This window comes from Thauera aromatica K172 (assembly GCF_003030465.1).
GTDB lineage: Bacteria > Pseudomonadota > Gammaproteobacteria > Burkholderiales > Rhodocyclaceae > Thauera > Thauera aromatica.
Window position 1 is genome coordinate 1,579,214 of record NZ_CP028339.1, and the last position, 22,979, is coordinate 1,602,192.

At 65.8% G+C, this 22,979-nt stretch carries 23 protein-coding genes; 17 read left to right on the top strand and 6 right to left on the bottom strand.

Translation table 11 applies throughout. The features are described from left to right. Positions 1-19 precede the first annotated feature (19 nt). From Tharo_RS07450 to Tharo_RS07460, 3 genes are all read right to left on the bottom strand, one after another. The gene (locus tag Tharo_RS07450) at positions 20-151 is read right to left on the bottom strand and encodes a prepilin-type N-terminal cleavage/methylation domain-containing protein (RefSeq protein ID WP_281257436.1); all 132 of its coding nucleotides are present in this window, start codon (positions 149-151) and stop codon (positions 20-22) included. A gap of 85 nt (positions 152-236) precedes the next feature. Then, positions 237-1,244: an HpcH/HpaI aldolase/citrate lyase family protein gene (locus Tharo_RS07455; RefSeq protein WP_107220649.1), complete on the bottom strand. Its 1,008-nt coding sequence runs from the start codon at positions 1,242-1,244 to the stop codon at positions 237-239. A 129-nt stretch (positions 1,245-1,373) separates the two neighbouring features. Further along, entirely contained in the window at positions 1,374-2,366 is a 993-nt protein-coding gene (locus Tharo_RS07460; protein WP_107220650.1) for a malate dehydrogenase, read from the bottom strand. A 231-nt stretch (positions 2,367-2,597) separates the two neighbouring features. Between Tharo_RS07460 and Tharo_RS07465 the strand changes: the two genes are divergently transcribed. The 16 genes from Tharo_RS07465 to moaE all read left to right on the top strand — a co-directional run bounded on the left by Tharo_RS07465 (position 2,598) and on the right by moaE (position 19,989). Further along, positions 2,598-3,326, top strand: a complete 729-nt coding sequence (locus Tharo_RS07465) for a GntR family transcriptional regulator (protein WP_107220651.1) — start codon at positions 2,598-2,600, stop codon at positions 3,324-3,326. 99 nt (positions 3,327-3,425) lie between these two features. Further along, complete coding sequence (sdhC, locus tag Tharo_RS07470; RefSeq protein WP_107220652.1) at positions 3,426-3,815, top strand: succinate dehydrogenase, cytochrome b556 subunit; 390 nt, start codon at positions 3,426-3,428, stop codon at positions 3,813-3,815. After that, positions 3,809-4,156 carry a succinate dehydrogenase, hydrophobic membrane anchor protein gene (sdhD, locus tag Tharo_RS07475; protein ID WP_107220653.1) on the top strand — a complete coding sequence of 116 codons (348 nt, stop codon included), beginning with the start codon at positions 3,809-3,811 and terminating at the stop codon, positions 4,154-4,156. Before sdhC ends, sdhD begins: the two co-directional genes overlap by 7 nt. Positions 4,157-4,158: 2 nt before the next feature. Continuing rightward, positions 4,159-5,952 (top strand): succinate dehydrogenase flavoprotein subunit, encoded by a 1,794-nt coding sequence (gene sdhA, locus Tharo_RS07480; RefSeq protein WP_107220654.1) that lies wholly within the window; start codon positions 4,159-4,161, stop codon positions 5,950-5,952. 19 nt (positions 5,953-5,971) lie between these two features. Then, on the top strand, positions 5,972-6,682 hold the full coding sequence (locus Tharo_RS07485; protein ID WP_107220655.1) for a succinate dehydrogenase iron-sulfur subunit: 711 nt from the start codon (positions 5,972-5,974) through the stop codon (positions 6,680-6,682). A 15-nt stretch (positions 6,683-6,697) separates the two neighbouring features. Further along, positions 6,698-6,934, top strand: a complete 237-nt coding sequence (locus tag Tharo_RS07490; protein ID WP_107220656.1) for a succinate dehydrogenase assembly factor 2 — start codon at positions 6,698-6,700, stop codon at positions 6,932-6,934. Between the two features lie 61 nt (positions 6,935-6,995). Continuing rightward, a complete protein-coding gene (gene gltA / locus Tharo_RS07495) occupies positions 6,996-8,291 on the top strand; it encodes a citrate synthase (RefSeq protein WP_107220657.1) in 1,296 nt (431 codons plus the stop codon). Between the two features lie 164 nt (positions 8,292-8,455). Then, the gene (locus tag Tharo_RS07500) at positions 8,456-11,305 is read left to right on the top strand and encodes a 2-oxoglutarate dehydrogenase E1 component (RefSeq protein WP_107220658.1); all 2,850 of its coding nucleotides are present in this window, start codon (positions 8,456-8,458) and stop codon (positions 11,303-11,305) included. A 24-nt stretch (positions 11,306-11,329) separates the two neighbouring features. Continuing rightward, positions 11,330-12,511, top strand: a complete 1,182-nt coding sequence (gene odhB / locus Tharo_RS07505; protein ID WP_107220659.1) for a 2-oxoglutarate dehydrogenase complex dihydrolipoyllysine-residue succinyltransferase — start codon at positions 11,330-11,332, stop codon at positions 12,509-12,511. A 75-nt stretch (positions 12,512-12,586) separates the two neighbouring features. Further along, complete coding sequence (gene lpdA, locus Tharo_RS07510) at positions 12,587-14,017, top strand: dihydrolipoyl dehydrogenase (RefSeq protein ID WP_107220660.1); 1,431 nt, start codon at positions 12,587-12,589, stop codon at positions 14,015-14,017. Between the two features lie 161 nt (positions 14,018-14,178). Further along, entirely contained in the window at positions 14,179-15,291 is a 1,113-nt protein-coding gene (gene zapE / locus Tharo_RS07515) for a cell division protein ZapE (protein WP_107220661.1), read from the top strand. Positions 15,292-15,403: 112 nt separating this feature from the next. Then, a complete protein-coding gene (yoaA, locus tag Tharo_RS07520) occupies positions 15,404-17,362 on the top strand; it encodes a DNA repair helicase YoaA (RefSeq protein WP_107220662.1) in 1,959 nt (652 codons plus the stop codon). Positions 17,363-17,419: 57 nt separating this feature from the next. After that, positions 17,420-17,914: a molybdopterin-guanine dinucleotide biosynthesis protein B gene (mobB, locus tag Tharo_RS07525; RefSeq protein ID WP_107220663.1), complete on the top strand. Its 495-nt coding sequence runs from the start codon at positions 17,420-17,422 to the stop codon at positions 17,912-17,914. Further along, positions 17,911-19,116, top strand: a complete 1,206-nt coding sequence (locus tag Tharo_RS07530; protein ID WP_107220664.1) for a molybdopterin molybdotransferase MoeA — start codon at positions 17,911-17,913, stop codon at positions 19,114-19,116. Before mobB ends, Tharo_RS07530 begins: the two co-directional genes overlap by 4 nt. Positions 19,117-19,158: 42 nt before the next feature. After that, positions 19,159-19,419, top strand: coding sequence for a molybdopterin converting factor subunit 1 (moaD, locus tag Tharo_RS07535; RefSeq protein WP_107220665.1), 261 nt, complete (start codon positions 19,159-19,161; stop codon positions 19,417-19,419). 3 nt (positions 19,420-19,422) lie between these two features. Then, complete coding sequence (gene moaE, locus Tharo_RS07540; RefSeq protein WP_107220666.1) at positions 19,423-19,989, top strand: molybdopterin synthase catalytic subunit MoaE; 567 nt, start codon at positions 19,423-19,425, stop codon at positions 19,987-19,989. Between the two features lie 178 nt (positions 19,990-20,167). Here the strand turns inward: moaE and Tharo_RS07545 are convergent, their stop codons facing one another. Next, positions 20,168-20,674 carry a phasin family protein gene (locus Tharo_RS07545; protein ID WP_107220667.1) on the bottom strand — a complete coding sequence of 169 codons (507 nt, stop codon included), beginning with the start codon at positions 20,672-20,674 and terminating at the stop codon, positions 20,168-20,170. A 277-nt stretch (positions 20,675-20,951) separates the two neighbouring features. Between Tharo_RS07545 and Tharo_RS07550 the strand changes: the two genes are divergently transcribed. Continuing rightward, positions 20,952-21,284: a DUF2249 domain-containing protein gene (locus tag Tharo_RS07550; protein ID WP_211309668.1), complete on the top strand. Its 333-nt coding sequence runs from the start codon at positions 20,952-20,954 to the stop codon at positions 21,282-21,284. Here Tharo_RS07550 and Tharo_RS07555 read toward each other — a convergent pair. Continuing rightward, complete coding sequence (locus Tharo_RS07555) at positions 21,281-21,490, bottom strand: hypothetical protein (protein WP_107220669.1); 210 nt, start codon at positions 21,488-21,490, stop codon at positions 21,281-21,283. The two genes, Tharo_RS07550 and Tharo_RS07555, sit on opposite strands and share 4 nt — an antisense overlap. Before the next feature lie 32 nt (positions 21,491-21,522). After that, positions 21,523-22,866 (bottom strand): glutathione-disulfide reductase, encoded by a 1,344-nt coding sequence (gene gorA, locus Tharo_RS07560; RefSeq protein ID WP_107220670.1) that lies wholly within the window; start codon positions 22,864-22,866, stop codon positions 21,523-21,525. Positions 22,867-22,979: the final 113 nt, after the last annotated feature.

Consider the following 22,979-nt stretch of genomic DNA (forward strand, 5'->3'; position numbering starts at 1 on the left):
TGAGATTTTCAACACCCTGCTAGGCGAAATAATGGGGGGCGACATAGCCGGCGAGTAGGCCGAGGATCACCATCACGACCATCAGTTCGAGCAGCGTGAACCCCTTGCCTGCGGGGCGCGGAGAGTGCTGGGCTGCAAACCCGGTGTGCAAGCGATCCGGGGCTGGAGACGCGGCGGTCGTAGAGGGGGGCGGGGGGCACCGGCCTTGGCGGAAAGCAGTGGCCGGTGCCGCGCCTTCAGTGTGCCGGAGTGCCGGCAAAAAAGCGCTGCCGCAACTCGGCGGGCAGTTGCATCCCGGTGTGCCGGGCGCGCTGCAGCAGTTCCCAGTAGTAGCGGTAGGAGGCGCGGTCGTGCAGGCGGCCGCCATGCTGGATCGGTCCCCAGGCCTGGTCCTGGGCGGCGGTGAGGATTTGCGCCGCGGCCTCCACCTCGGAAAAGTCCGGCTGCATGGCGGCGAGGATCGGCAGGATCTGGTTGGGGTGGATGCTCCACATGCGCAGGTAGCCGAATTCGCGCCGGGCGCGCTCGGCATCGTGGCGGATCACGGCGACATCCTTCAGCTCGGTGGTGACGTTGTGCGCGGGGACGACGCCGTTGCCGAGGGCGGCGGCGGCGATCTCGGTTTTCGCGCGCACGATCAGCGGGTGCTCGAATTGGCCCGGGCTCGTCATCGCGCTGCCGGGGATCGCGCCGTGGTGGCCGGAGACGAAATCCATCAGGCCGAAGTCGAGCGACTCGACGCCGTCGAGCGCGGCGATCCGCCACGCTTCGCGCAGCGCGCCGTGGGTTTCGATCAGGACATGCACGGGGAGCGTGCCGGGCAAACCGGTTGCGGCTTCGATCCGGCGCAGGGCGGCGATCTGTGCTGCGGCATCGGCCGCCGCGCGGGCCTTGGGCAGGGTCACGAAGGCCAGACGCCCGCCTGCGGCACCGATCAGGATCTCGAGGTCGCGCTCCCAGTGGGGATGGGTGATGTCGTGGATGCGGGCGCCGACGCGGCCAAAGTGGTTGGCGGGGCCGTTGACGATCTCGGCCACCATCTGTGCGTGCTCGGCTTCCGCGCCGGCGGGGGCGCCATCCTCGCAGTCGCAGGTGAGGTCGAACACCGGGCCGAGTTCCTGCTGCAGGGCGAGCGCCTTCGTCATCAGCTTTTCGGTGCCGGCGTAGTGATCGACCGCGGGCAGCGAAGGGAAGGGTTTTTCGCCAGCGAATAGGACTTCTTGCGGATGGAGAGCGGAGGTCATGGCAGGTGCGAGGCTGCGGTGAGAGAAGGGCGTCCAAGCATAGCAGCGGCGCGGTGGACGAAAAAGGCGCACGGCCGGAACCGTGCGCCCTGATGAAACCGGCCGGTGGGGTGCCGGGCCGCGCCGGGATCAGCCCAGCAGATCCTTCACGCCTTCGCGCTCTTCGAGCAGTTCGTTGAGCGTGTGGGTCATGCGCTCGCGCGAGAAGGCGTCGATTTCCAGGCCCTGGACGATCTTGTACTCACCGTTCTCGGTGGTGACCGGGAAGCCGTAGATGATGCCTTCGGGAATGCCGTAGGAGCCGTCCGAGGGAATGCCCATGGTGACCCATTCGCCGTTCGTGCCCAGCACCCAGTCGTGGATGTGGTCGATGGCGGCGTTGGCGGCCGAAGCGGCCGAAGACAGGCCGCGGGCTTCGATGATCGCGGCGCCGCGCTTGCCGACGGTGGGCAGGAACACGTCCTTGTTCCAGGCTTCGTCGTTGATCAGGCCCTTGACGTTGTCGCCATTGGAGGTCACGAAACGGTAGTCGGCATACATGGTGGGCGAGTGGTTGCCCCACACCACCAGGCTCTTCAGGCTGGAGACGTCACGGCCGGACTTGGCGGCCAGCTGCGACAGCGCGCGGTTGTGGTCCAGGCGCAGCATGCCGGTGAAGTTCTTGGCGGGGACGCGGCCGTACTTCTGCGCGACTTCCTTGGCGATGTAGGCGTTGGTGTTGCAGGGGTTGCCCACCACCAGCACCTTGCAGTCGGGATCGGCGTACTGGCCGATCGCCGCGCCCTGCACGGTGAAGATCTTGGCGTTTTCGGTGAGCAGGTCCTTGCGTTCCATGCCGGGGCCGCGCGGACGGGCGCCGACCAGGAGCGCCACCTTGGCGTCCTTGAACGCGACGTTGGGGTCGTCGGTGGCGATCATGCCGGCGAGCAGCGGGAAGGCGCAGTCTTCCAGCTCCATCATGACGCCCTTGACTGCCTTCTGGGCGTGGGGCAGATCGAGCAGTTGCAGGATGACGGGCTGGTCCTTGCCCAGCATTTCGCCGCTGGCGATACGGAACAGCAGGCTGTAGCCGATCTGGCCGGCGGCGCCGGTAACGGCAACGCGGACGGGGGCTTTGCTCATGTGGATACTCCCTCAAAAGAAGACGGTCGGTGTGATCGAGAAATCCTGCCCCGGTCGTGCAGCGCGGCTGCAGACGCTGCCGTCTCCGGAGGCGGTTTCGCAGGGAGGCGAGCAGCTGAGGCGCGAGGATACTAATGGGAACGCGGGAGCCTGTCAAACAACGTTTTATATCTTATATAAGATAGAAGATGGGGCATAGACGACATAAAAGTTTTATGCTCAAATGCGCGCATGACACAGGAAGCCCCCACCTTCAGTCCGTTGTATCGCCAGATCAAGGCCTTGATCCTGCAGGCTCTCGAAGCCGGCGAGTGGCGGCCTGGACAGGCCATCCCGAGCGAGCAGGAGCTCGCCTCGCGTTTCAGTGTATCGCAGGGTACGGTGCGCAAGGCGATCGACGAGATGGCAGCGGAAAATCTTCTCGTGCGCAAGCAGGGGAAGGGAACCTTCGTTGCTTCGCACAACGATCCGCGTGCGCTGTTCCGCTTCCTGCGCCTGGCGCCGATCGATGGCGATCTTTCTCCGCCGCAAAGCGTGCCGCTCGACTGCTGGCGGGCCAAGGCTGGCCAGGAGGCTTCGCGCATGCTGGGCATCGAGCTGGGGGCGCCGATCATCATCGTCCGCCGTCTGCTCAAGTTCACCACCAAGCCGGTGGTGATCGACGAACTCTACCTGCCGGGCGAAATCTTCCAGGGGCTGACGGCCGAAACCCTGAAGGGCTGGAACGGCTCGCTCTACAGCCTGTTCGAGACCCGTTTCGGCCTGCGCATGATCCGCGCGCAGGAGCGCATCCGCGCGGTGGCGGCCGACCGGGGGGCGAGCGAAGCGCTCAAGGTGCCGGAAGGCACGCCGCTGCTGTCGGTGGAGCGGGTGACCTACACCTATGGCGACAAGCCGGTCGAATGGCGTCGGGGGCTGTATTCGACCGCGGACCATTTTTATCTGAACGAGTTGAATTGAAGGTGGCGATTGTGGGCTGGCGTCGTTGTCGGGCGCTATAATTTCGCGTTTTTTCGGAGTCCGCGACGGCGGTCGTCGCACATGCAGAGGGGAGTCTTCATGTCAGAAGTGACAGTGCGCAAACCGAGGCCGAAGCATCTGGCCTTGAATCAGATCCGGCTACCATTGCCGGGCATCGTTTCGATCCTGCACCGGATCAGTGGCGCGGGGCTGTTCCTGCTGCTGCCTTTCCTGTTGTTCCTTCTCGATCGCAGCCTCGGCTCGGCCGAGTCCTTCGAGACGTTCAGCGCCGTGGTCGGCAATCCGCTGGTCAAGCTGCTGCTGCTCGGCCTGCTGTGGGCCTACCTGCACCACTTCTGTGCTGGCATCCGCTTCCTGCTGCTCGATCTGCACATCGGTGGCGATCTGCAGCCCGCGCGCAATTCTTCGCGCATCGTTCTGATCGTGAGCATCGCGCTCACCGTCGTCATCGGGGTGAAACTATGGTGAAACGTATCGTCGTCGGCGCGCACTACGGGCTGAAGGACTGGATCGCGCAGCGCGCCACCGCTGTTTTCATGGCGCTGTATACGATTCTGTTCGCGATCTGTGCGCTGGGCTTGTCCGAGTTCAGCTACGAGGCCTGGTCCGAGCTGTTTTCTCGTGGCGTGTTCAAGTTCCTCAGCTTCCTGTTCTTCCTGTCCCTGTTCTATCACGCCTGGGTCGGCGTGCGTGACATCTGGATGGATTACATCAAGCCCGATGGCGTGCGCCTGGCGCTGCATCTGGTCACCCTCTTCCTGCTCGTCGGCTATGCCGGCTGGGCGGCTCAGATTCTTTGGAGGCTGTAAGCGTGAACGTCGCGAAGCGTACCTTTGATGCAGTCATCGTCGGCGCCGGCGGCGCCGGCCTGCGTGCGGCCCTGCAACTGTCCGAGGCCGGCCTGAAGACCGCGGTGCTGACCAAGGTGTTCCCGACCCGCTCGCACACCGTTGCGGCGCAGGGCGGGGTGGCGGCCTCGCTGGGCAACTCCACCGAGGACAACTGGCACTGGCACATGTACGACACCGTCAAGGGGTCGGACTGGCTCGGCGACCAGGACGCCATCGAGTTCATGTGCAAGAAGGCCAACGAAGTGGTCATCGAGCTCGAGCACTACGGCATGCCCTTCGACCGCACCGACAACGGCAAGATCTACCAGCGTCCGTTCGGCGGCCATTCGATGAACTACGGCCAGGCCCCGGTGATGCGCTCCTGCGCCGCCGCCGACCGTACCGGCCACGCCATGTTGCACGCGCTGTACCAGCGCAACGTGCGCGCCAACACCCAGTTCTTCGTCGAATGGATGGCGCTCGACCTGATCCGCAACAGCGACGGCGACGTGCTCGGCGTCACCGCGATGGAAATGGAAACCGGCGAGGTCAGCATCTTCCATGCCAAGGCGACCATCTTCGCCACCGGCGGTTCGGGGCGTATCTACTACAGCTCCACCAACGCCTTTATCAACACCGGCGACGGCGTGGGCATGGCGGCGCGGGCCGGGATTCCGCTCGAAGACATGGAATTCTGGCAGTTCCACCCGACCGGCGTGGCCGGCGCCGGCGTGCTGATCACCGAAGGGGTGCGCGGCGAAGGCGGCATCCTGCGCAACGCCAGCGGCGAGCGCTTCATGGAGCGCTACGCGCCCAACCTCAAGGATCTGGCCTCGCGCGACGTCGTCTCGCGTTCGATGGTGACCGAGATCAACGAAGGCCGCGGCTGCGGGCCGGACAAGGACCACGTCCTGCTCGACATCACCCACCTGTCGCCCGAAACCATCATGAAGCGCCTGCCGGGGATCCGCGAGATCTCGATCCAGTTCGCCGGCGTCGATCCGATCAAGGCGCCGATCCCGGTGGTGCCGACCTGCCACTACCAGATGGGCGGCATTCCGACCAACTACAAGGGCCAGGTGGTGGTGCCCAAGGACGGCAACCCGAACGCCCCGGTGTCCGGCTTCTACGCCGCCGGCGAGTGCGCCTGCGCCTCGGTGCACGGCGCCAACCGTCTCGGCACCAACTCGCTGCTCGACCTGCTGGTGTTCGGCAAGTCCGCCGGCGAAACCGTGGTCGAAGACTTCAAGTCCGGTCAGCTCACCCTCAAGCCGCTGCCGGCCGATGCCGCCGACGCTTCGCTCGCCCGCATCGCCCGCCTCGAAGGGCAGAAGAACGGTGAAAGCGTGTTCGACGTCGGTCTCGAGATGCGCCGCACCATGCAGAAGCATGCCGGCGTGTTCCGCTTCGACAACCTGCTCAAGGAAGGCGTGCAGAAGATCTCCGAAGTGGCCGAGCGTGCCAAGCACACCGAAATCGTCGACAAGTCCAAGGTCTGGAACACCGCCCGCACCGAGGCGCTCGAGCTCGACAACCTGATCGAAGTCGCCCGCGCGACGATGGTCTCCGCCGAGGCCCGCAAGGAATCGCGCGGCGCCCACGTCCGCGATGACGCGCCCGACACGGCGGAAAACCCCAACGGTCGCGATGACCAGAACTGGCTCAAGCACACCCTGTGGTATTCCGAAGGCAACCGCCTCGACTACAAGCCGGTGAACCTGAAGCCGCTGTCCGACGACGTCGAGCCGATCGCGCTCGCCAAGCGCACTTACTGAGCGCACGGGAGAAATACTGATGAGCAAGCGTACCGTCCATTTCAAGATCTACCGCTACGATCCGGACAAGGACGACAAACCCTATATGCAGGACATCTCGGTCGAGCTCGAGGCTTCCGACAAGAAGCTGCTCGACGCCCTGGTGCGCCTGAAGTCCAAGGACGATTCGATGTCCTTCCGCCGTTCCTGCCGCGAAGGCGTGTGCGGCTCGGATGCGATGAACATCAACGGCAAAAACGGCCTGGCCTGCCTCACCGACATCGACAGCCTGCCGCAGCCGATCACGCTGCGCCCGCTGCCCGGCCTGCCGGTGATCCGCGACCTGATCGTGGACATGACCCAGTTCTTCAAGCAGTACCACTCGATCAAGCCCTACCTGGTAAACGACGATCCGGCGCCCGAGCGCGAGCGCCTGCAGTCGCCGGAAGAGCGCGAGGAGCTCAACGGCCTCTACGAGTGCATCCTGTGCGCGTGCTGCTCGACCTCCTGCCCATCGTTCTGGTGGAACCCGGACAAGTTCGTCGGCCCCGCCGGCCTGCTCAACGCCTACCGTTTCCTTGCCGACACCCGCGACCAGGATACCAGTGCCCGCCTCGACAACCTCGAGGATCCGTACCGCCTGTTCCGCTGTCATTCGATCATGAACTGTGTCGATGTGTGCCCGAAGGGTCTGAATCCGACCCGCGCCATCGGCAAGATCAAGGACATGATGGTCCGGCGCGCGGTATAAGGCGGAGGCCGTCGAATGAACATCAATCGGGGGCGTGTGCGCTGGCAGTGTCGTCGGGCTCTGCTCGAGCTCGACCTGGTGTTCGCGCGCTTTCTCGAGCGGCATTTCGATCGTCTGAGCGACGATCAACTGGCGGACCTCGACGACCTGCTGCGCTGCGACGACTACGACATCTGGGCGATGGTCAACGGCAGCAAGGCATGCGAGGTGGACCGCTGGCAGGAGATGGTCGGCCTGCTGCGTGAGCGCTGACGCGCACAGGCCGCATCCAGACATCAACAGAAGTTAAACCGGCAAGTAGAAGGGACGATCCATGAGCACTGAACGCACGGCAACCCTCACCGTCGATGGCAAGGCCGTCGAATTCCCGGTCATGACCGGCACCCATGGTAGCGATGTCATCGACATCCGCACGCTGGGTGCCAAGACCGGACTGTTTACCTATGATTCCGGCTTCCTGTCGACGGCGAGCTGCAAATCGAAGATCACCTTCATCGACGGCGACAAGGGCGAGCTGCTCTATCGCGGCTACCCGATCGAACAGCTGGCCGAGAAGTGCAACTTCCTCGAAGTGGCCTATCTGCTGAAGAACGGCGAACTGCCGAACGCCACCCAGAAGACCGAGTTCGAAGGCATCATCAAGAACCACACGATGCTCCACGACCAGATGACGAAGTTCTACTCGGGCTTCCGTCGCGACGCGCACCCGATGGCGGTGATGGTCGGCGTGGTCGGGGCGCTGTCGGCGTTCTACCACGAGGCGATGGACTTCTCCGACGCCGAGCACCGCAACATCTCGATCAACCGCCTGATCGCGAAGCTGCCGACGATCGTCGCCATGGCCTACAAGTACAACATGGGCCAGCCGTTCATGTACCCGCGCAACGACCTCGACTACACCGCGAACTTCATGCACATGATGTTCGGTTCGCCGTGCGAGAAGTACGAGCCCAATCCGGTGCTGGTGCGCGCGCTCGACGTGATCTTCACGCTGCACGCCGACCACGAGCAGAACGCCTCGACTTCGACCGTGCGCCTGGCCGGTTCGTCGGGCGCCAATCCCTTCGCCTGCATCTCGGCCGGCATCGCCTGCCTGTGGGGGCCGGCGCATGGCGGCGCGAACGAGGCCTGCCTCAACATGCTTGAGGAAATCGGCGACGTGTCGCGTGTCGGCGAGTACATCAAGCGCGCCAAGGACAAGAACGACAGCTTCAAGCTGATGGGCTTCGGCCACCGCGTGTACAAGAACTTCGACCCGCGCGCCAAGCTGATGGGCAAGGTCTGCAACGACGTCCTCACCGAACTGGGCCTGGAAGACGACCGCCTGTTCAAGCTCGCCAAGGAACTCGAGAAGATCGCGCTGGAAGACGAGTACTTCGTCGAGAAGAAGCTCTACCCGAACGTCGACTTCTACTCGGGCATCGTGCAGAAGGCGCTGGGCATCCCGACCTCCATGTTCACCTGCATCTTCGCGCTGGCGCGCACGGTGGGCTGGATCACCCAGTGGGAAGAGATGATCACCGATCCCGAGTACAAGATCGGCCGTCCGCGCCAGCTCTATATCGGCGCAGCACGCCGTGACGTACCGTCGATCGATCAGCGTTCGTAAGAAACGATGAACAGGGGAGGGAGGCTTTGCCAGCCCTGACCGGAGCGGGGTGGTTGCTCATGCGCAGCCATCCCGTTTTTCCATTGGGCAGGGCGGCAAGGCGGTAGTGCAATAATCCCCGTCACCCGTACAGGGCAATTAGAACACCATAGGTGTCACACATCATGATGAAGCAACTCGAACAGACTTCGCACTTGTTCGGTGCCAATGCGCCGTTCATCGAAGAGCAGTACGAAAACTACCTCGCCGATCCCGCTTCGGTTTCCGAAGAGTGGCGCACCTACTTCGACCGCCTGCAGAGCCAGGCCGGAGCGGGCGCGCGCGACGTCGCCCACGGGCCGATCATCGCCGCCTTCGAACAGATGGCCAGGCGCGGCCCGGTGCGCACCGTGGTCGCTGAAGGCGAGGACAAGCAGCAAGTCTCCGTGCTGCAGCTGATCAACGCCTACCGCTTCCTCGGCACCCGCTGGGCGCAGCTCGACCCGCTCAAGCGCACCGAGCGCCTGCAGATCGCCGAGCTCGAGCCGTCGTATTACGGCTTCACCGAGGCCGACCTGTCGAAGAGCTTCAACGTCGGCTCCTTCCACGGCTTCTCGACCGAGCACGCCAGCCTGCGCGAGATCCTCGAGGCCCTGCGCCAGACCTACTGCGGCTCGATCGGCTCGGAGTACATGTACATCTCCGACATCGCCCAGAAGCGCTGGATCCAGAGCCGTCTCGAGAGCGTGCGGGCGACGCCGAAGTTCTCGCTCGAGATGAAGAAGCGCATCCTCGAGCGCACCACCGCGGCCGAAACCCTCGAGCGCTACCTGCACACCAAATACGTCGGCCAGAAGCGCTTCTCGCTCGAAGGCGGCGAGTCGACCATCGTCGCGATGGACGAGATCATCCGCGTCGCTGGCAGCCTCGGCGTGGCCGAGACCGTGATCGGGATGGCCCACCGCGGCCGTCTCAACGTGCTCGTCAACACCCTGGGCAAGTCGCCGTCGATGCTGTTCTCCGAGTTCGAGGGCAAGGCGGTGGTCGATCTCACCGCGGGCGACGTCAAGTACCACATGGGCTTCTCCAGCGACGTCATGACTCCGGGCGGGCCGATGCACCTGACCCTGGCGTTCAACCCGTCGCACCTCGAGATCATCAACCCGGTGGTCGAAGGCTCGGTGTACGCGCGCCAGCTGCGCCGCGGCGACGCCGACAAGCGCCAGGTGCTGCCGGTGCTGATCCACGGCGACTCCGCCGTTGCCGGCCAGGGCGTGAACCAGGAGATGCTGAACTTCTCCCAGACCCGCGGCTACGGCACCGGCGGCACGGTGCATATCGTGGTCAACAACCAGATCGGCTTCACCACTTCCGATCCGCGCGACTACCGCTCCTCGCTTTACTGCACCGACATCTTCAAGATGGTCGAGGCGCCGATCTTCCACGTCAATGGCGACGATCCGGAGGCGGTGGCCTTCATCACCGCGCTCGCCACCGAGTTCCGCCAGGAGTTCAAGAAGGATGTGGTCATCGACATCATCTGTTTCCGCAAGCTCGGCCACAACGAGCAGGACGAGCCGATGGTGACCCAGCCACTGATGTACCGCAGCATCCAGAAGCATCCGGGAACCCGCAAGCACTACGCCGATCGTCTGGTGGCCGAAGGCTCGCTGCAGGCGGACGAGCCGGCGAAGATGATCGCCGAATACCGCGAGCATCTCGACAAGGGCGAGCTGCTCTACAACCCGGTGCTGTCCGGGCACAACCGCCAGTTCGCGGTGGACTGGTCGTCCTACCTCAAGCAGCCCTACACCGATGCCGCCGAGACCGCGATCCCAGTGCAGGAAATCAAGCGCCTGGCCGAGCGCCTGGCTGCGCTGCCCGAAGGCTTCTCGCTCCATTCGCGGGTCAAGAAGATCATCGACGACCGCGCCGCGATGGGCCGCGGGGAGCTTCCGCTCGACTGGGGCATGGGCGAAAACCTCGCCTATGCCAGCCTGGTCGCCCAGGGCTACGGCGTGCGCATCTCCGGCGAGGACGTCGGCCGCGGCACTTTCTTCCACCGCCACGCCGTGCTCCACGACCAGAAGCGCGAGCGCTGGGACGAGGGCATCTACAAGCCGCTGGAGCACATCCAGGACGGCCAGGCGCGCTTCCAGTGCTACGACTCGGTGCTCTCGGAAGAGGGCGTGCTCGCCTTCGAATACGGCTATTCGACGACCGAGCCCAACGAGCTGGTGGTGTGGGAAGCGCAGTTCGGCGACTTCGTCAATGGCGCCCAGGTCGTGCTCGACCAGTTCATCTGCTCGGGTGAGGCCAAGTGGGGCCGCCTGTGTGGCCTGACGCTGATGCTGCCGCACGGCTACGAAGGCCAGGGGCCGGAACACTCCTCGGCGCGCCTCGAGCGTTACATGAACAACGCCGCAGAGCACAACTGGCAGATCTGCGTGCCGACCACGCCGGCGCAGATCTTCCACTTGCTGCGCCGACAGATGATCCGCAAGGTGCGCAAGCCGCTGATTATCATCACGCCGAAGTCGCTGCTGCGCCACAAGGAAGCGATCTCGTCGATCGACGAACTCGCCAACGGTGGCTTCCAGACCGTGATTCCGGAAATCGAGGCGCTCGATCCGAAGAAGGTCAAGCGTGTCGTCCTGTGCCAGGGCAAGATTTATTACGAACTGCTCGCCCACCGCCGCGAGCACAACATCAAGGACACCGCGCTGGTTCGCATCGAGCAGCTCTATCCCTTCCCGGCGAAGGCGTTCGCGGCGGCGATCGAGCAGTTCCCGAACGCCAGGGAAATCGTGTGGTGCCAGGAAGAGCCCCGCAACCAGGGCGCCTGGTACTGGCTGGCTTCGCGCCAGCACCTGGTCAACGTCCTCGGCACCAAGCGTCGCCTGCTGCTCGTCAGCCGCCCGGCGGCGGCCTCGCCGGCGGTCGGCTACTACGCCAAGCACAACCAGCAGCAAAAGGCCGTGATCGAAAACGCTTTCGGTCCGATCCAGGACACGACGCCGCAGTCCCCCAACTAAGAAGACCTCCCGGGAGAGAAAACCATGCTGATCGAAGTCAAAGTACCGCAGCTGTCCGAATCCGTGTCCGAAGCCACGCTGGTTTCCTGGCACAAGAAGGAAGGCGATGCCGTCTCGCGCGACGAGAACCTGATCGACATCGAGACCGACAAGGTCGTGCTCGAGACGCCGGCTCCGGCAGACGGCGTGCTGGTGAAGATCATCAAGCAGGATGGCGACACCGTCAGCTCGGGCGAGCTGATCGCCCAGATCGACACCGAAGCGAAGGCCGCCGCCGGCGCTGCCGCTCCAGTCCAGGCCGTGACGCCGCCGCCGGCCGCGTCCGCTGCGCCCGCCGCCGCCGGCGCGGCCAGCCCGGCCGCGCGCAAGATCCTCGACGAGAAAGGCATCGCTGCCGCCGATGTCGCCGGCACCGGCCGTGGCGGCCGCGTCACCAAGGAAGACGCCGTCGCCGCCCAGCCGAAGCCCGCCGCGGCGCCGGCCGCGCTGACGCTGGCCGCCGGCGAGCGCCCGGAAGAGCGCGTGCCGATGACCCGCCTGCGCGCGCGCATCGCCGAGCGCCTGATCCAGTCGAAGAACGAGAACGCCATCCTGACCACGTTCAACGAAGTGAACATGGCGCCGGTGATGGCCCTGCGCAAGCAGTACGGCGACAAGTTCGAGAAGGCCCACGGCGTGCGCCTGGGCTTCATGGGCTTCTTCGTCAAGGCTGCGGTCGCCGCGCTGAAGAAGTTCCCGATCCTCAACGCCTCGGTCGACGGCACCGACATCGTCTATCACGGCTACATCGACATCGGCATCGCCGTCGGTTCGCCGCGCGGCCTGGTCGTGCCGATCCTGCGTGACGCCGACCAGATGTCGATCGCTGACATCGAGAAGAAGATCGCCGAGTTCGGGCAGAAGGCCAAGGACGGCAAACTGTCGCTCGAAGAGCTCTCCGGCGGCACCTTCTCGATCTCCAACGGCGGCGTGTTCGGCTCGATGCTGTCGACGCCGATCATCAACCCGCCGCAGTCGGCGATCCTCGGCATCCACGCCACCAAGGACCGTCCGGTGGTCGAGAACGGCCAGATCGTCATCCGCCCGATCAACTACCTCGCGATGAGCTACGACCACCGCATCATCGACGGCCGCGAGGCGGTGCTCGGCCTGGTGACGATGAAGGAAGCGCTGGAAGATCCGGCCCGCCTGATCCTCGACGTCTGACCGCGATGCCGCGCGGGCGCGCCGCGGGCCTCGGCCCGCAGCACGTCCGCGTTGTCCCTTTTTCCGGAGTGAATGATGGCTGACAAGCAATTCGACGTACTCGTCATCGGCGGCGGCCCCGGCGGTTACGTCGCTGCAATCCGCGCCGCGCAACTCGGCTTCAAGACCGCGTGCGCCGAATCCAACCCCTATGCCGACCCCAAAGGCGAGCCGCGTCTGGGTGGCACCTGCCTCAACGTGGGCTGTATCCCTTCCAAAGCGCTGCTGCACACGTCGCACCTGTTCGAGGAGGCCGAGCATTCCTTCGAAGGCCAGGGCATCAAGCTCGGCGGCAAGGTCGGCATCGACGTGCCGACGATGATCGCGCGCAAGAACAAGGTCGTCGACCAGCTGACCCAGGGCATCAAGGGCCTGTTCAAGAAGAACAAGGTCGCCTTCCTCGCCGGCCACGGCAGCTTCGAGAGCGCCGGCCCCGGCGGCTACACCGTCCGCGTCGGCAACGAAACGGTCGAGGCCCGGCACGTCATCGTCGCCACCGGCTCCCGGCCGCGTCATCTGCCTGGCATCGCGGTCGATAACAAGACCGTCTGCGACAACGTCGGCGCGCTCGATTTCGATGCGGTGCCGAAGCGCCTGGGCGTGATCGGTGCCGGCGTGATCGGCCTCGAGATGGGTTCGGTGTGGCGCCGCCTCGGCTCGGAAGTGACGGTGCTCGAAGCGCTGCCCGAGTTCATGCCTTTCGCCGACGTCGATGTCGCCAAGGAAGCGCTCAAGGTGTTCACCAAGCAGGGCCTGAACATCCAGACCGGCGTCAACATCGGCGAGACCAAGGTCGGCAAGAAGGGCGTCTCCTTGGCCTATACCGACAAGGACGGCAACCCGGCCACCCTCGAATGCGACCGCCTGATCGTCTCGGTCGGGCGCGTGCCCAATACCGACGGCCTCAATGCCGCCGCCGTCGGGCTCGGCGTCAACGAGCGCGGCCAGATCGTCGTCGATGGTCATTGCCGGACGAATCTGCCCAACGTGTATGCCGTCGGCGACGTCGTGCGCGGGCCGATGCTGGCGCACAAGGCGATGGAAGAGGGCGTGATGGTCGCCGAGCTGATCGCCGGCCAGGCCGGGCACTGCAACCTCGAACTGGTGCCGGGAGTGATCTACACTTCGCCGGAAATCGCCTGGGTCGGCAAGAGCGAGCAGCAGCTCAAGGCCGAAGGGGTCGCCTACCGTGTCGGCAAGATCCCGTTCATGGCCAACGGCCGTGCGCTCGGTACGGGCGATCCGACCGGTTTCGTCAAGATGCTGGCCGATGCCAGCACCGACCGCATCCTCGGCGTGCACATCATCGGCGCCAACGCTTCGGAGCTGATTTCCGAAGCCGTGGTGGCGATGGAATTCGCCGGCTGCGCGGAAGACCTGGCGCGCATCTGCCATGCCCATCCGACGCTGTCGGAAGTGGTGCACGAGGCTGCGCTCGCCTGCGACAAGCGCCCGCTGCATTTCTGAGCGCGCCGTGAAGTGAAAGGGGGTGAGTGCGAGGGCTTCCTCGCCGCTCGCCCCTTTTTGCTTGCGCCGCCTCCGTGGCGGCTTGCCGAATTCCGTTTCCCTGACGTAAGCGGCGTCGTGCGCGCTGCCGTGCCAATCCAGGTATTCAAGAACTGTCCACCATGCCCCACCGTATTCTCAACGTGGCCGAGCACGGCATGCTCGATGCCTACGAGGCCGAGCTCCAGAGCCGCGGCTACACCGCCGACCCGGCACAACGGGCGGCCGCGACCCGGCTGCAGAAGCTGTATGCCGATCTCATCGGCTTCAAGGCGGCGCGGCGCGGCAAGCTGCGCAAGATGTTCGCCCGCCCGGCGCTGCCGCGCAGCGTGTATTTCTGGGGCGGCGTCGGCCGCGGCAAGAGCTTCCTGATGGACTGCTTCTACGACGCGGTGCCGTACCAGCGCAAGCGCCGGGTGCATTTCCACGCCTTCATGCAGGAAGTGCAGAACGATCTGCGCCAGCACAACCACGAACCCGACCCGCTGCAGAAAGTGGCCGATCGCATTGCCGCCGCCACCCGGCTGCTGTGCTTCGACGAGTTCCACGTTTCCGACATCGCCGATGCGATGATCCTCGGCCGGCTGCTGGAAGCCTTGTTCGCCCGCGGGGTGATCTTTGTGATGACGTCCAATTACCCCCCCGACGGTCTCTACCCCAACGGCCTGATGCGGGTGAACTTCCTGCCGACGATCGAATTCATCAAGCAGCGCTTCGACGTGTTCGAGGTCGATCACGGCACCGATTACCGCCTGCGCACCCTGGAAGCGCTGGAAATCTACCTCGTGCCTCACGATGCCGCGGCCGAGCGCAAGCTGGAGGACGACTTCCTGCGCCTGGCCGGCAGCGCAGGCGAGGGCGGTGCCATCGTCGTGCTCGAGCGCCAGCTGCCGGTGCTGCGCCAGGCGCCGGGCGTGATCTGGTTCGACTTCGACACCCTGTGCAAGGGCGCACGGTCGCAGAACGACTATCTGGAAATCGCCCGCGAACACCACACCCTGATCCTCTCCAGGGTGCCGAAGATGCTCGCCGGCAACGCCTCGGAAGCGCGCCGCTTCACCTGGTTGATCGACGTCCTCTACGACCACCGCGTCAAGCTGATCATGAGCGCCGACGTTCCGGCCTACGAGCTGTACACCGAAGGCCACAACGCCCACGAGTTCGTCCGCACCGTCAGCCGCCTGATCGAGATGCGCACGCGCGACTACCTCGCCGAACCGCACCGGACCGAGTGAGACCGGCCGCAATCCCCCTTTTTGATTCCTATGGAATAATTCGCGGCATTCCGGGAGGGCGTGCGCCGGCGTAGAATCCCAGCCTTTCCCGTTGTTCGCGCGGCCCGTTCCGATGTCCGACCCTTCCTCGATCTTCGCCCCAGACGGCCCCCTCGCCGCGGCCATCCCGGGTTTCCGCGCCCGGCCGCAGCAGGTCGAGATGGCGCAGAAGATCGCCGAGGCCCTGCGTGACAACCGCGTCCTCGTCGCCGAGGCCGGCACCGGAACCGGCAAGACGTTCGCCTATCTGGTGCCGGCGCTGCTCGCCGGTGGCAAGGTGATCCTCTCCACCGGCACCAAGACCCTGCAGGACCAGCTCTTCAACCGCGACCTGCCGACGGTGCGCGCGGCGCTGAAAGTGCCGGTGTCGATCGCGCTGCTCAAGGGCAGGGCGAACTACGTCTGCCCCTACCACCTCGAGCGCAACGCCCGCGACGGCCGCTTCCTCAGCGCCCAGGACGCCGCCGACCTGCGCGCCATCGGCCGCTTTGCCCAGCACACGCAGAGCGGCGACAAGGCCGAATGCACCGACGTGCGCGAGGACTCCGCGGCCTGGATCGCCGCCACCTCCACCCGCGACAACTGCCTCGGCCAGGACTGCCCGCAGGTCAAGGACTGCTTCGTGCTGCAGGCGCGGCGCCAGGCGATGGAAGCCGATGTGGTGGTGGTCAATCACCACCTGTTCTTCGCCGACGTGATGCTGCGCGACGAAGGCATGGGTGAGCTGCTGCCGGCATGCAACGCGGTGATTTTCGACGAAGCCCACCAGCTGCCGGAAACCGCCAGCCTGTTCTTCGGCGACAGCACTTCCACCGCCCAGGTGCTGGAGCTGGCGCGCGACACCCGCTCGGAGACGGTGGCCGCGGCGCGCGACTGCGTGGCGATGATCGACGAGTCGCGCAAGCTGGAGAAGGCCGCGCGCGACCTGCGCCTGGTGTTCGGCAGCGAGCCGGCGCGGCTGGCGGCGGCGCAGGCGGCGGAAAAGGACGGCTTCGCCGCCAGCATCGAGGAGCTGGAGCGTTCGCTGGCGGCGTTCCATGCCGTGCTCGAAACCCAGGCCGAGCGTTCCGAGGGGCTGGCCAATTGCCTGCGGCGCGGCACCGAGCTGGGCGAGCGCCTGGCGCGCTGGCGCGATCCGGCGGAAAAGGAGCTGATCCGGTGGGTCGAAGTGTTCTCCCAGTCGCTCGCCCTCAACGCCACGCCGCTGCACGTCTCGGACGTGTTCAAGCGCCAGCTCGAAGCTCAGCCCCGGGCCTGGATCTTCACGTCGGCGACGCTCGCCGTGGGCAAGGAATTCGGTCACTACTGCCGTGAACTCGGCCTCGCCTGGCTGGAGCCGCCGCCCCTGACCATGGTCTGGGGAAGCCCCTTCGATTACGCCGAGCAGGCGCTGCTGTATGCGCCGGCCGGGATGCCGGATCCGAACTCTCCCGACTACAGCGAGCGCGTCGCCCGGGTCGCGCTGCCCCTGATCCGCGCCGCGCGCGGCCGGGCCTTCGTGCTGTGCACTTCGCTGCGCGCGATGCGCCGCATCCACGAGTTGATCGTTGACGGCCTCGCGCAGGCGGGCGATGCGCTGCCGGTGCTGCTGCAGGGGGAAGGCTCGCGCACCGAGCTGCTCGAGCGCTTCCGCCGCCTGGGCAACGCCGTGCTGGTGGCGAGCCAGAGTTTCTGGGAAGGGGTGGACGTGCCGGGCGATGCGCTGTCGCTGGTGGTCATCGACAAGCTGCCCTTCGCTCCGCCCGACGACCCGGTGCTCGCGGCGCGCGTCGAGTACATGCAGAAGCAAGGGCTGAGCCCGTTCATCCATCATCAGCTGCCGCGCACCGTGATCAGCATGAAGCAGGGCGCCGGGCGCCTGATCCGCACCGAGCGCGACCGCGGCGTGCTATGCATCTGCGACCCGCGGATGATCGACAAATCCTATGGCAAGGTGGTCTGGCGCAGCCTGCCGCCGATGCGGCGCAGCCGCGTCGAAGCCGAGGCGGTGGCCTTTCTCGAGGCGCTGCCGGCGCCGAAGCAGGGCGGCTGAGTGCGCTCTGTTGTATCCTCTCGGATCGCTCAACCCGATTCCGCGTGCGGCATTTTGATGAAAGTCTTTGGTTTCGCCGGCTGGTCCGGCTCCGGCAAGACCACGCTGGTGGAAAAGCTGATTCCCGAATTCACCGCCCGCGGCCTGCGCGTGTCGGTGATCAAGCATGCCCACCATGGCTTCGACCTCGACAAGCCGGGCAAGGACTCCTGGCGCCATCGCGCGGCCGGTGCCACCCAGGTGCTGATGCTGTCGAACGACCGCTGGGTGCTGATGCACGAACTGCGCGGCGACCCGGAGCCGACCCTGGACGAGCAGCTGCGCCTGCTCGAACCCTGCGACCTGGTTCTGATCGAAGGTTACAAGGCCGCGACCGTGCCCAAGATCGAAATCCACCGCCCCGAGCACGGCAAGCCGCCGTTGTGGCCGGAAAACCCGCATGTGGTGGCGGTCGCCACCGATGCCGACATCGATTGTCCACTGCCGCGCCTGGCGTTGAACGACGCGGTGGCGGTGGCCGATTTCATCCTCGACTATCTGAAAGACCAATGAACGGCAACATCCTCTCCTTCGATGAAGCCCGCAGCCGCTTGCTCGGTTTCGCCCGGCCGGTGCGCGAGATCGACCCGGTCGACACCTTGTTCGCTGCCGGCCGGGTACTCGCGGTGACGCAGCGCTCCGCGATCAACCTGCCGCCGATGGACAACTCGGGCATGGACGGCTACGCCCTGCGCGCCGCCGACGTCCCCGCCGCCGGCACCCGGCTGCCGGTAAGCCAGCGGATTCCCGCCGGCAGCGTCGGCCACGAGCTGGCGCCGGGCACCGCCGCGCGCATCTTCACCGGCGCGCCGCTGCCCCCGGGGGCGGATACGGTGGTGATGCAGGAGCTGTGCGAGCACGATGGCGAGCACGTCATCGTCAACGCCGTGCCCCGCCTCGGTGAGGCGGTGCGCCGCATGGGCGAGGACATTGCCGCCGGTGACGAGCTGCTGCCCGCAGGCTTGCGCCTGAGCCCGCAGGCGGTGGCGCTGGCCGCTTCGGTGGGGTTGGCGCAGCTGCCGGTGTATCGGCGGGTGAAGGTGGCGATGTTCTCCACCGGCTCCGAGCTGGTGATGCCCGGCGAGCCGTTGCCGCCGGGCGGCATCTACAACTCCAACCGCTTCATGCTGCGCGGACTGCTCGCCGCGCTCGGCTGTGAAGTGGAGGATTTCGGCATCGTCCCCGACCGCCTCGACGCCACGCGCGACGTGCTGCGCCGGGCGGCCGAGGGCCACGACCTGATTCTCACCAGCGGTGGCGTCTCGGTCGGCGAGGAAGACCACGTCAAGCCCGCGGTCGAGGCCGAGGGCAGCCTCGACATGTGGAAGATCGCGATGAAACCGGGCAAGCCGCTCGCCTATGGCCGCGTGCACGGGGCTGCCTTCATCGGCCTGCCGGGGAACCCGGTATCGAGTTTCGTCACCTTCGTGATGCTGGTGCGGCCGTTCCTGCTCGCCACCCAGGGGGTGGGCGAGACCGATCCGGTGGCACTGACGCTACGCGCTGATTTCGACTGGCCGAAGCCGGACCGCCGGCGTGAATTCCTGCGTGCGCGCATCAACGCCCGGGGCGAAGTGGAAGTCTTCGCCAACCAGGGCTCGGCGGCGCTCCACTCCACCGTGTGGGCAACCGGGCTGGTCGATATCCCGGCCGGCACCGTGATCGAGCGCGGCGAGCCGGTGCGCTTCCTGCCCTACGGCGAGTTGTTGCACTGAAACCGATCCAGGCGGGCCGCCCCCCGCGAACGAGAGACAAGCATGACGACGAACGTAAAGATCCTGTATTTCGCCAGCCTGCGCGAAGCCGTCGGGCAGTCGGGCGAGGAGTTCGCCCTACCTGAAGGCGTGGGCTCGGTCGGTGCGCTGCGCGCCCATCTGGCCGCCCGCGGCGAGGCCTGGCAGGCCCTGGCGGCCGGACGCAATGTGCGTGCGGCGGTCAACCAGCGCATGGTGGGGGCCGACGCACCGCTCGGGGCAGGCGACGAGGTGGCGTTTTTCCCGCCGGTAACCGGGGGTTGAAGCATGGATGTGGGCAATGAAGTAAGTGTTCAGGAAGCCGATTTCGACATCGGCGACGAGATCGAACGCCTCGGCGCGGCCCGCCGCGACATCGGTGCGGTGGCGAGCTTCGTCGGCCTGGTGCGCGACGCCAACGACGGCAGCGGCGTTTCGGCGATGACGCTGGAACATTATCCCGGCATGACCGAGCGTGCCCTCGAGGACATCGTCGCCGCCGCGCGGCAGCGCTGGTCGCTGTTCGGGGTGCGCGTGATCCATCGCTACGGCCGCCTCGAACCAACAGACCGCATCGTCTTCGTCGGCGTCGCCGGCGCCCACCGCGGCGAGGCCTTCGCTGCCTGCGAATTCATCATGGACTACCTGAAAACGCAGGCGCCGTTCTGGAAGCGGGAGGAAACGCCGAGCGGGGCGCGCTGGGTCGATGCGCGCGATAGCGACGACTCCGCTGCCGCCCGTTGGGTGGAGGAGGGTGAGGCGGATGGCGCCGCCGCTGTTCCTGCAGACGACGCCTGCAAGGGCGAAGGCATGCGGGTCGAGGAAGTCTGGGACGAAGTCGAACAACGGCGCTGAGCGAACAACGGCGCTGAGGGAATAGTAGCGCCGAGCGAACGACGACGCGGAGCCGGGCAGGGCGGAGCGCGCGCGCCGGAAAGTGCCCGCCGGCGGAGGCGATGGACTGCGGACCGGACCGAGCCGGGTGGCGCGCGCAGGCGCGGTCCGGCTCGCTTCCGTTCCGCGGCAGCGACGCTTATTTGCGGCCTTTGCTGCCTTGCGGGGCGGCGCTGCGGAAGGCTTCGGTCGATGCGCGGGTGATCTGCTCGAATGCAGCGCGGGTGGTGTCCATCGCGTTCTGCAGCGCGCTCAGCGCATTCTGGTCGGCGATCGGCATGCCCTGGAACATTTTCTGCATCGCTTCGAACATGTCCTGGGAGCCGGTGCTGAGCTGTTCTCCCACCAGCTTGCCGAACTCGCTTTGCGTGCGGGCAGTGATCTCGGCGATTTCCCGTGCGCAGGAAAGCATCTTTTCCGTGGTGCTCTGCGCGTAGTGGGTGCGCAGATCCATGATGCCTTTCGGATCGTTGGCGGACGACAGCGCCTTCGCGCTTTCGACCCCTTCCTCGAACAGGCTTTTCGCCATCGCCACCTGGATTTCCATGATGCGCTGGGAGTTTTCGATCGAAAGTTGCGCCAGACGCATCGCGGTTTCGAGATTTTTTCGCTGAAGTTCGTTGAACTGCTCTTGCTTGCTGGCCATAAAAGTTCTCCACTCGCGCAAAAAAGGGTCGTCCGGGGATCGCAGGAGGGGGTTCTTCGCATGCCCACATGCCCGGCCGAGCGTGCTCGATCCGACCGCATTTTTCCCGCTCCCCGATGACAACAATATCACAGGCGCCCGCTGCGGGCGGTCGGGCCCGAGCCGGGTTTCTTGTTTTTCCTCAAGGCACTTCCCGTCGTGCCTGCAGTACCATTTCCCCCGCTGCGAGTCCGGCCGCATGTCAAGTCCGGTACCCTATCCGATGGAAGAATTCGCCATGTCCCAGAACGATGTCCACCCCTTCGATGCGCGCGGTGTCGCCAAGCGTTTCCGTCATGCGGCCATTTTCGGTGCCCTCGAGTCGCTCGAAGATGGCGAAGTGATGCGCTTCGTCAACGACCATGACCCGCTGCCGCTGCTCGGCCAGATCCAGCAGCGTTATGGCAACCAGGTCGGGATCAGCTATGTCGCGCGCGAGCCGGGCAACATTGTCATCGACTTCACCATCCAGCTCGGCGCTCCGGCGACGGCAGGGGCGCCCGCCGCTGCCGGTGCGGCCGGAAGCTGCAGTGGCACGAGCGGCCAGGGCTGCGGCTGCTCGGGCGGCTAAGCTTTGCCGTAGTTGCGGAACACCGCGCGGGCGTCGGCCTGCGCGCGTTCCAGCGTGCACATCGACGGATCGTCGTCATGCGCGCTGAAAAAATCGTCCGCCTGGGCGGCCATCACCAGCTGGATGGCCGCCTTTTCGCTTTGCTCGTAGCGCTCGTAGAGCAGCGTGGCGACTTCATCGAGGTATTGCTCGTAGGTCATGGGCATCGGCGTTGCTCCTGCAGGTCCGGGTCGTTCCATCATCCGCGCAGCGTGACGAACTCTTCCGCACTGGTGGGATGGATGGCGACGGTGTTGTCGAAGTCGGCCTTGGTGGCGCCCATTTTGAGCGCCACGGCAAAGCCCTGCAGCATTTCGTCGGCGCCGTCGCCGATCACATGGACGCCGACGACGCGCTGCTCCTGGCCGGCGCAGACCAGCTTCATCGCCGTTTTCGGCCGGTGCTCGGTCAGTGCGTGGGCCATTGCGGTGAAGCGGGTCGAGAACACCTCGATGCGGTCGAAGCGCTCGCGGGCTTCGTCTTCGGTCAGGCCCACGGTGCCGATCGGCGGGTGGCTGAACACCACGGTCGGAATGTCGCTGTAGTCGAGCCGGCTGTCGGCCTGGCCGCGGAACAGGCGGGCGGCGAGCTTGCGCCCGGCGGCGATCGCTACCGGCGTGAGTTCGGCGCGACCGGTGATATCGCCGATGGCGTAGATCCCCTCGACCGCGGTGTTCTGAAAATCATCGGTGGCGATCACGCCGCCGGCTTCGGCATGGACCCCGGCTGCCTCCAGGTTCAGGTCGGCGGTGTTGGCGCGGCGCCCGGTGGCCCAGATCAGGGCATCGACTTCCAGGATGCTGCCATCGTCGCATTCGACGGCCAGCGTGCCGCCGACCCGGCGGGACAGTGCGCGCACCTTCGTGCCAAAGCGCAGCGCGACTCCGTCCTCCTCCATTTGCGCCTGCAGCTCCGTACGCACCATGGTATCGAAGCCGCGCAGTAGCCCGGGGCCGCGCACCAGCATGGTGACTTCGCTGCCGAGGCCGTTGAGTACGCCCGCCAGTTCCACCGCGATGTAGCCCGCGCCGACCACCGCCACGCGCCGCGGCTGATGGTCGAGGGCGAAGAAGCCGTCGGAGTCGATGCCCAGTTCCGCACCGGGAATGTCGGGAATCACCGGCCTTCCACCGGTGGCGATGACGATATGCGGGGCGCTGAAACGCCGCCCGTCGACTTCGATCACATGCGGTTCGACGAAGCGGGCGAACCCCGCCACTATGGCGACTCCGGCCTTGTCCAGCATTCCGGCGTAGATGCCGTTGAGACGGGCGATGTAGGCGTCGCGGCGTGTCTTCAGCGCGGCCCAGTCGACGGTGTCGGCGACTGCGCTGAAACCGTAGCCCGGCGCATCGCGCATCGCCTGGGCAATTCCCGATGCGTACCACATGAGTTTTTTCGGGACGCAGCCCACATTGACGCAGGTGCCACCGAGGCGCGCGCCTTCCACCAGCAGCACCCGTGCGCCGTATTCGGCCGCGCGGCGTGCCGTCGCTACGCCGCCACTGCCACCGCCGATGGCGATGTAGTCGTAATGCTCCATCCTTCGCTCCGTTCTGGTATTGGCCGGATTGTTCCTGTGTATCATGCGTGAATCGGTCAAGCCGGAGGTGGTGGCCGCCGAGACTCTCGCCGGCGAATTCTCGCATTACCCGC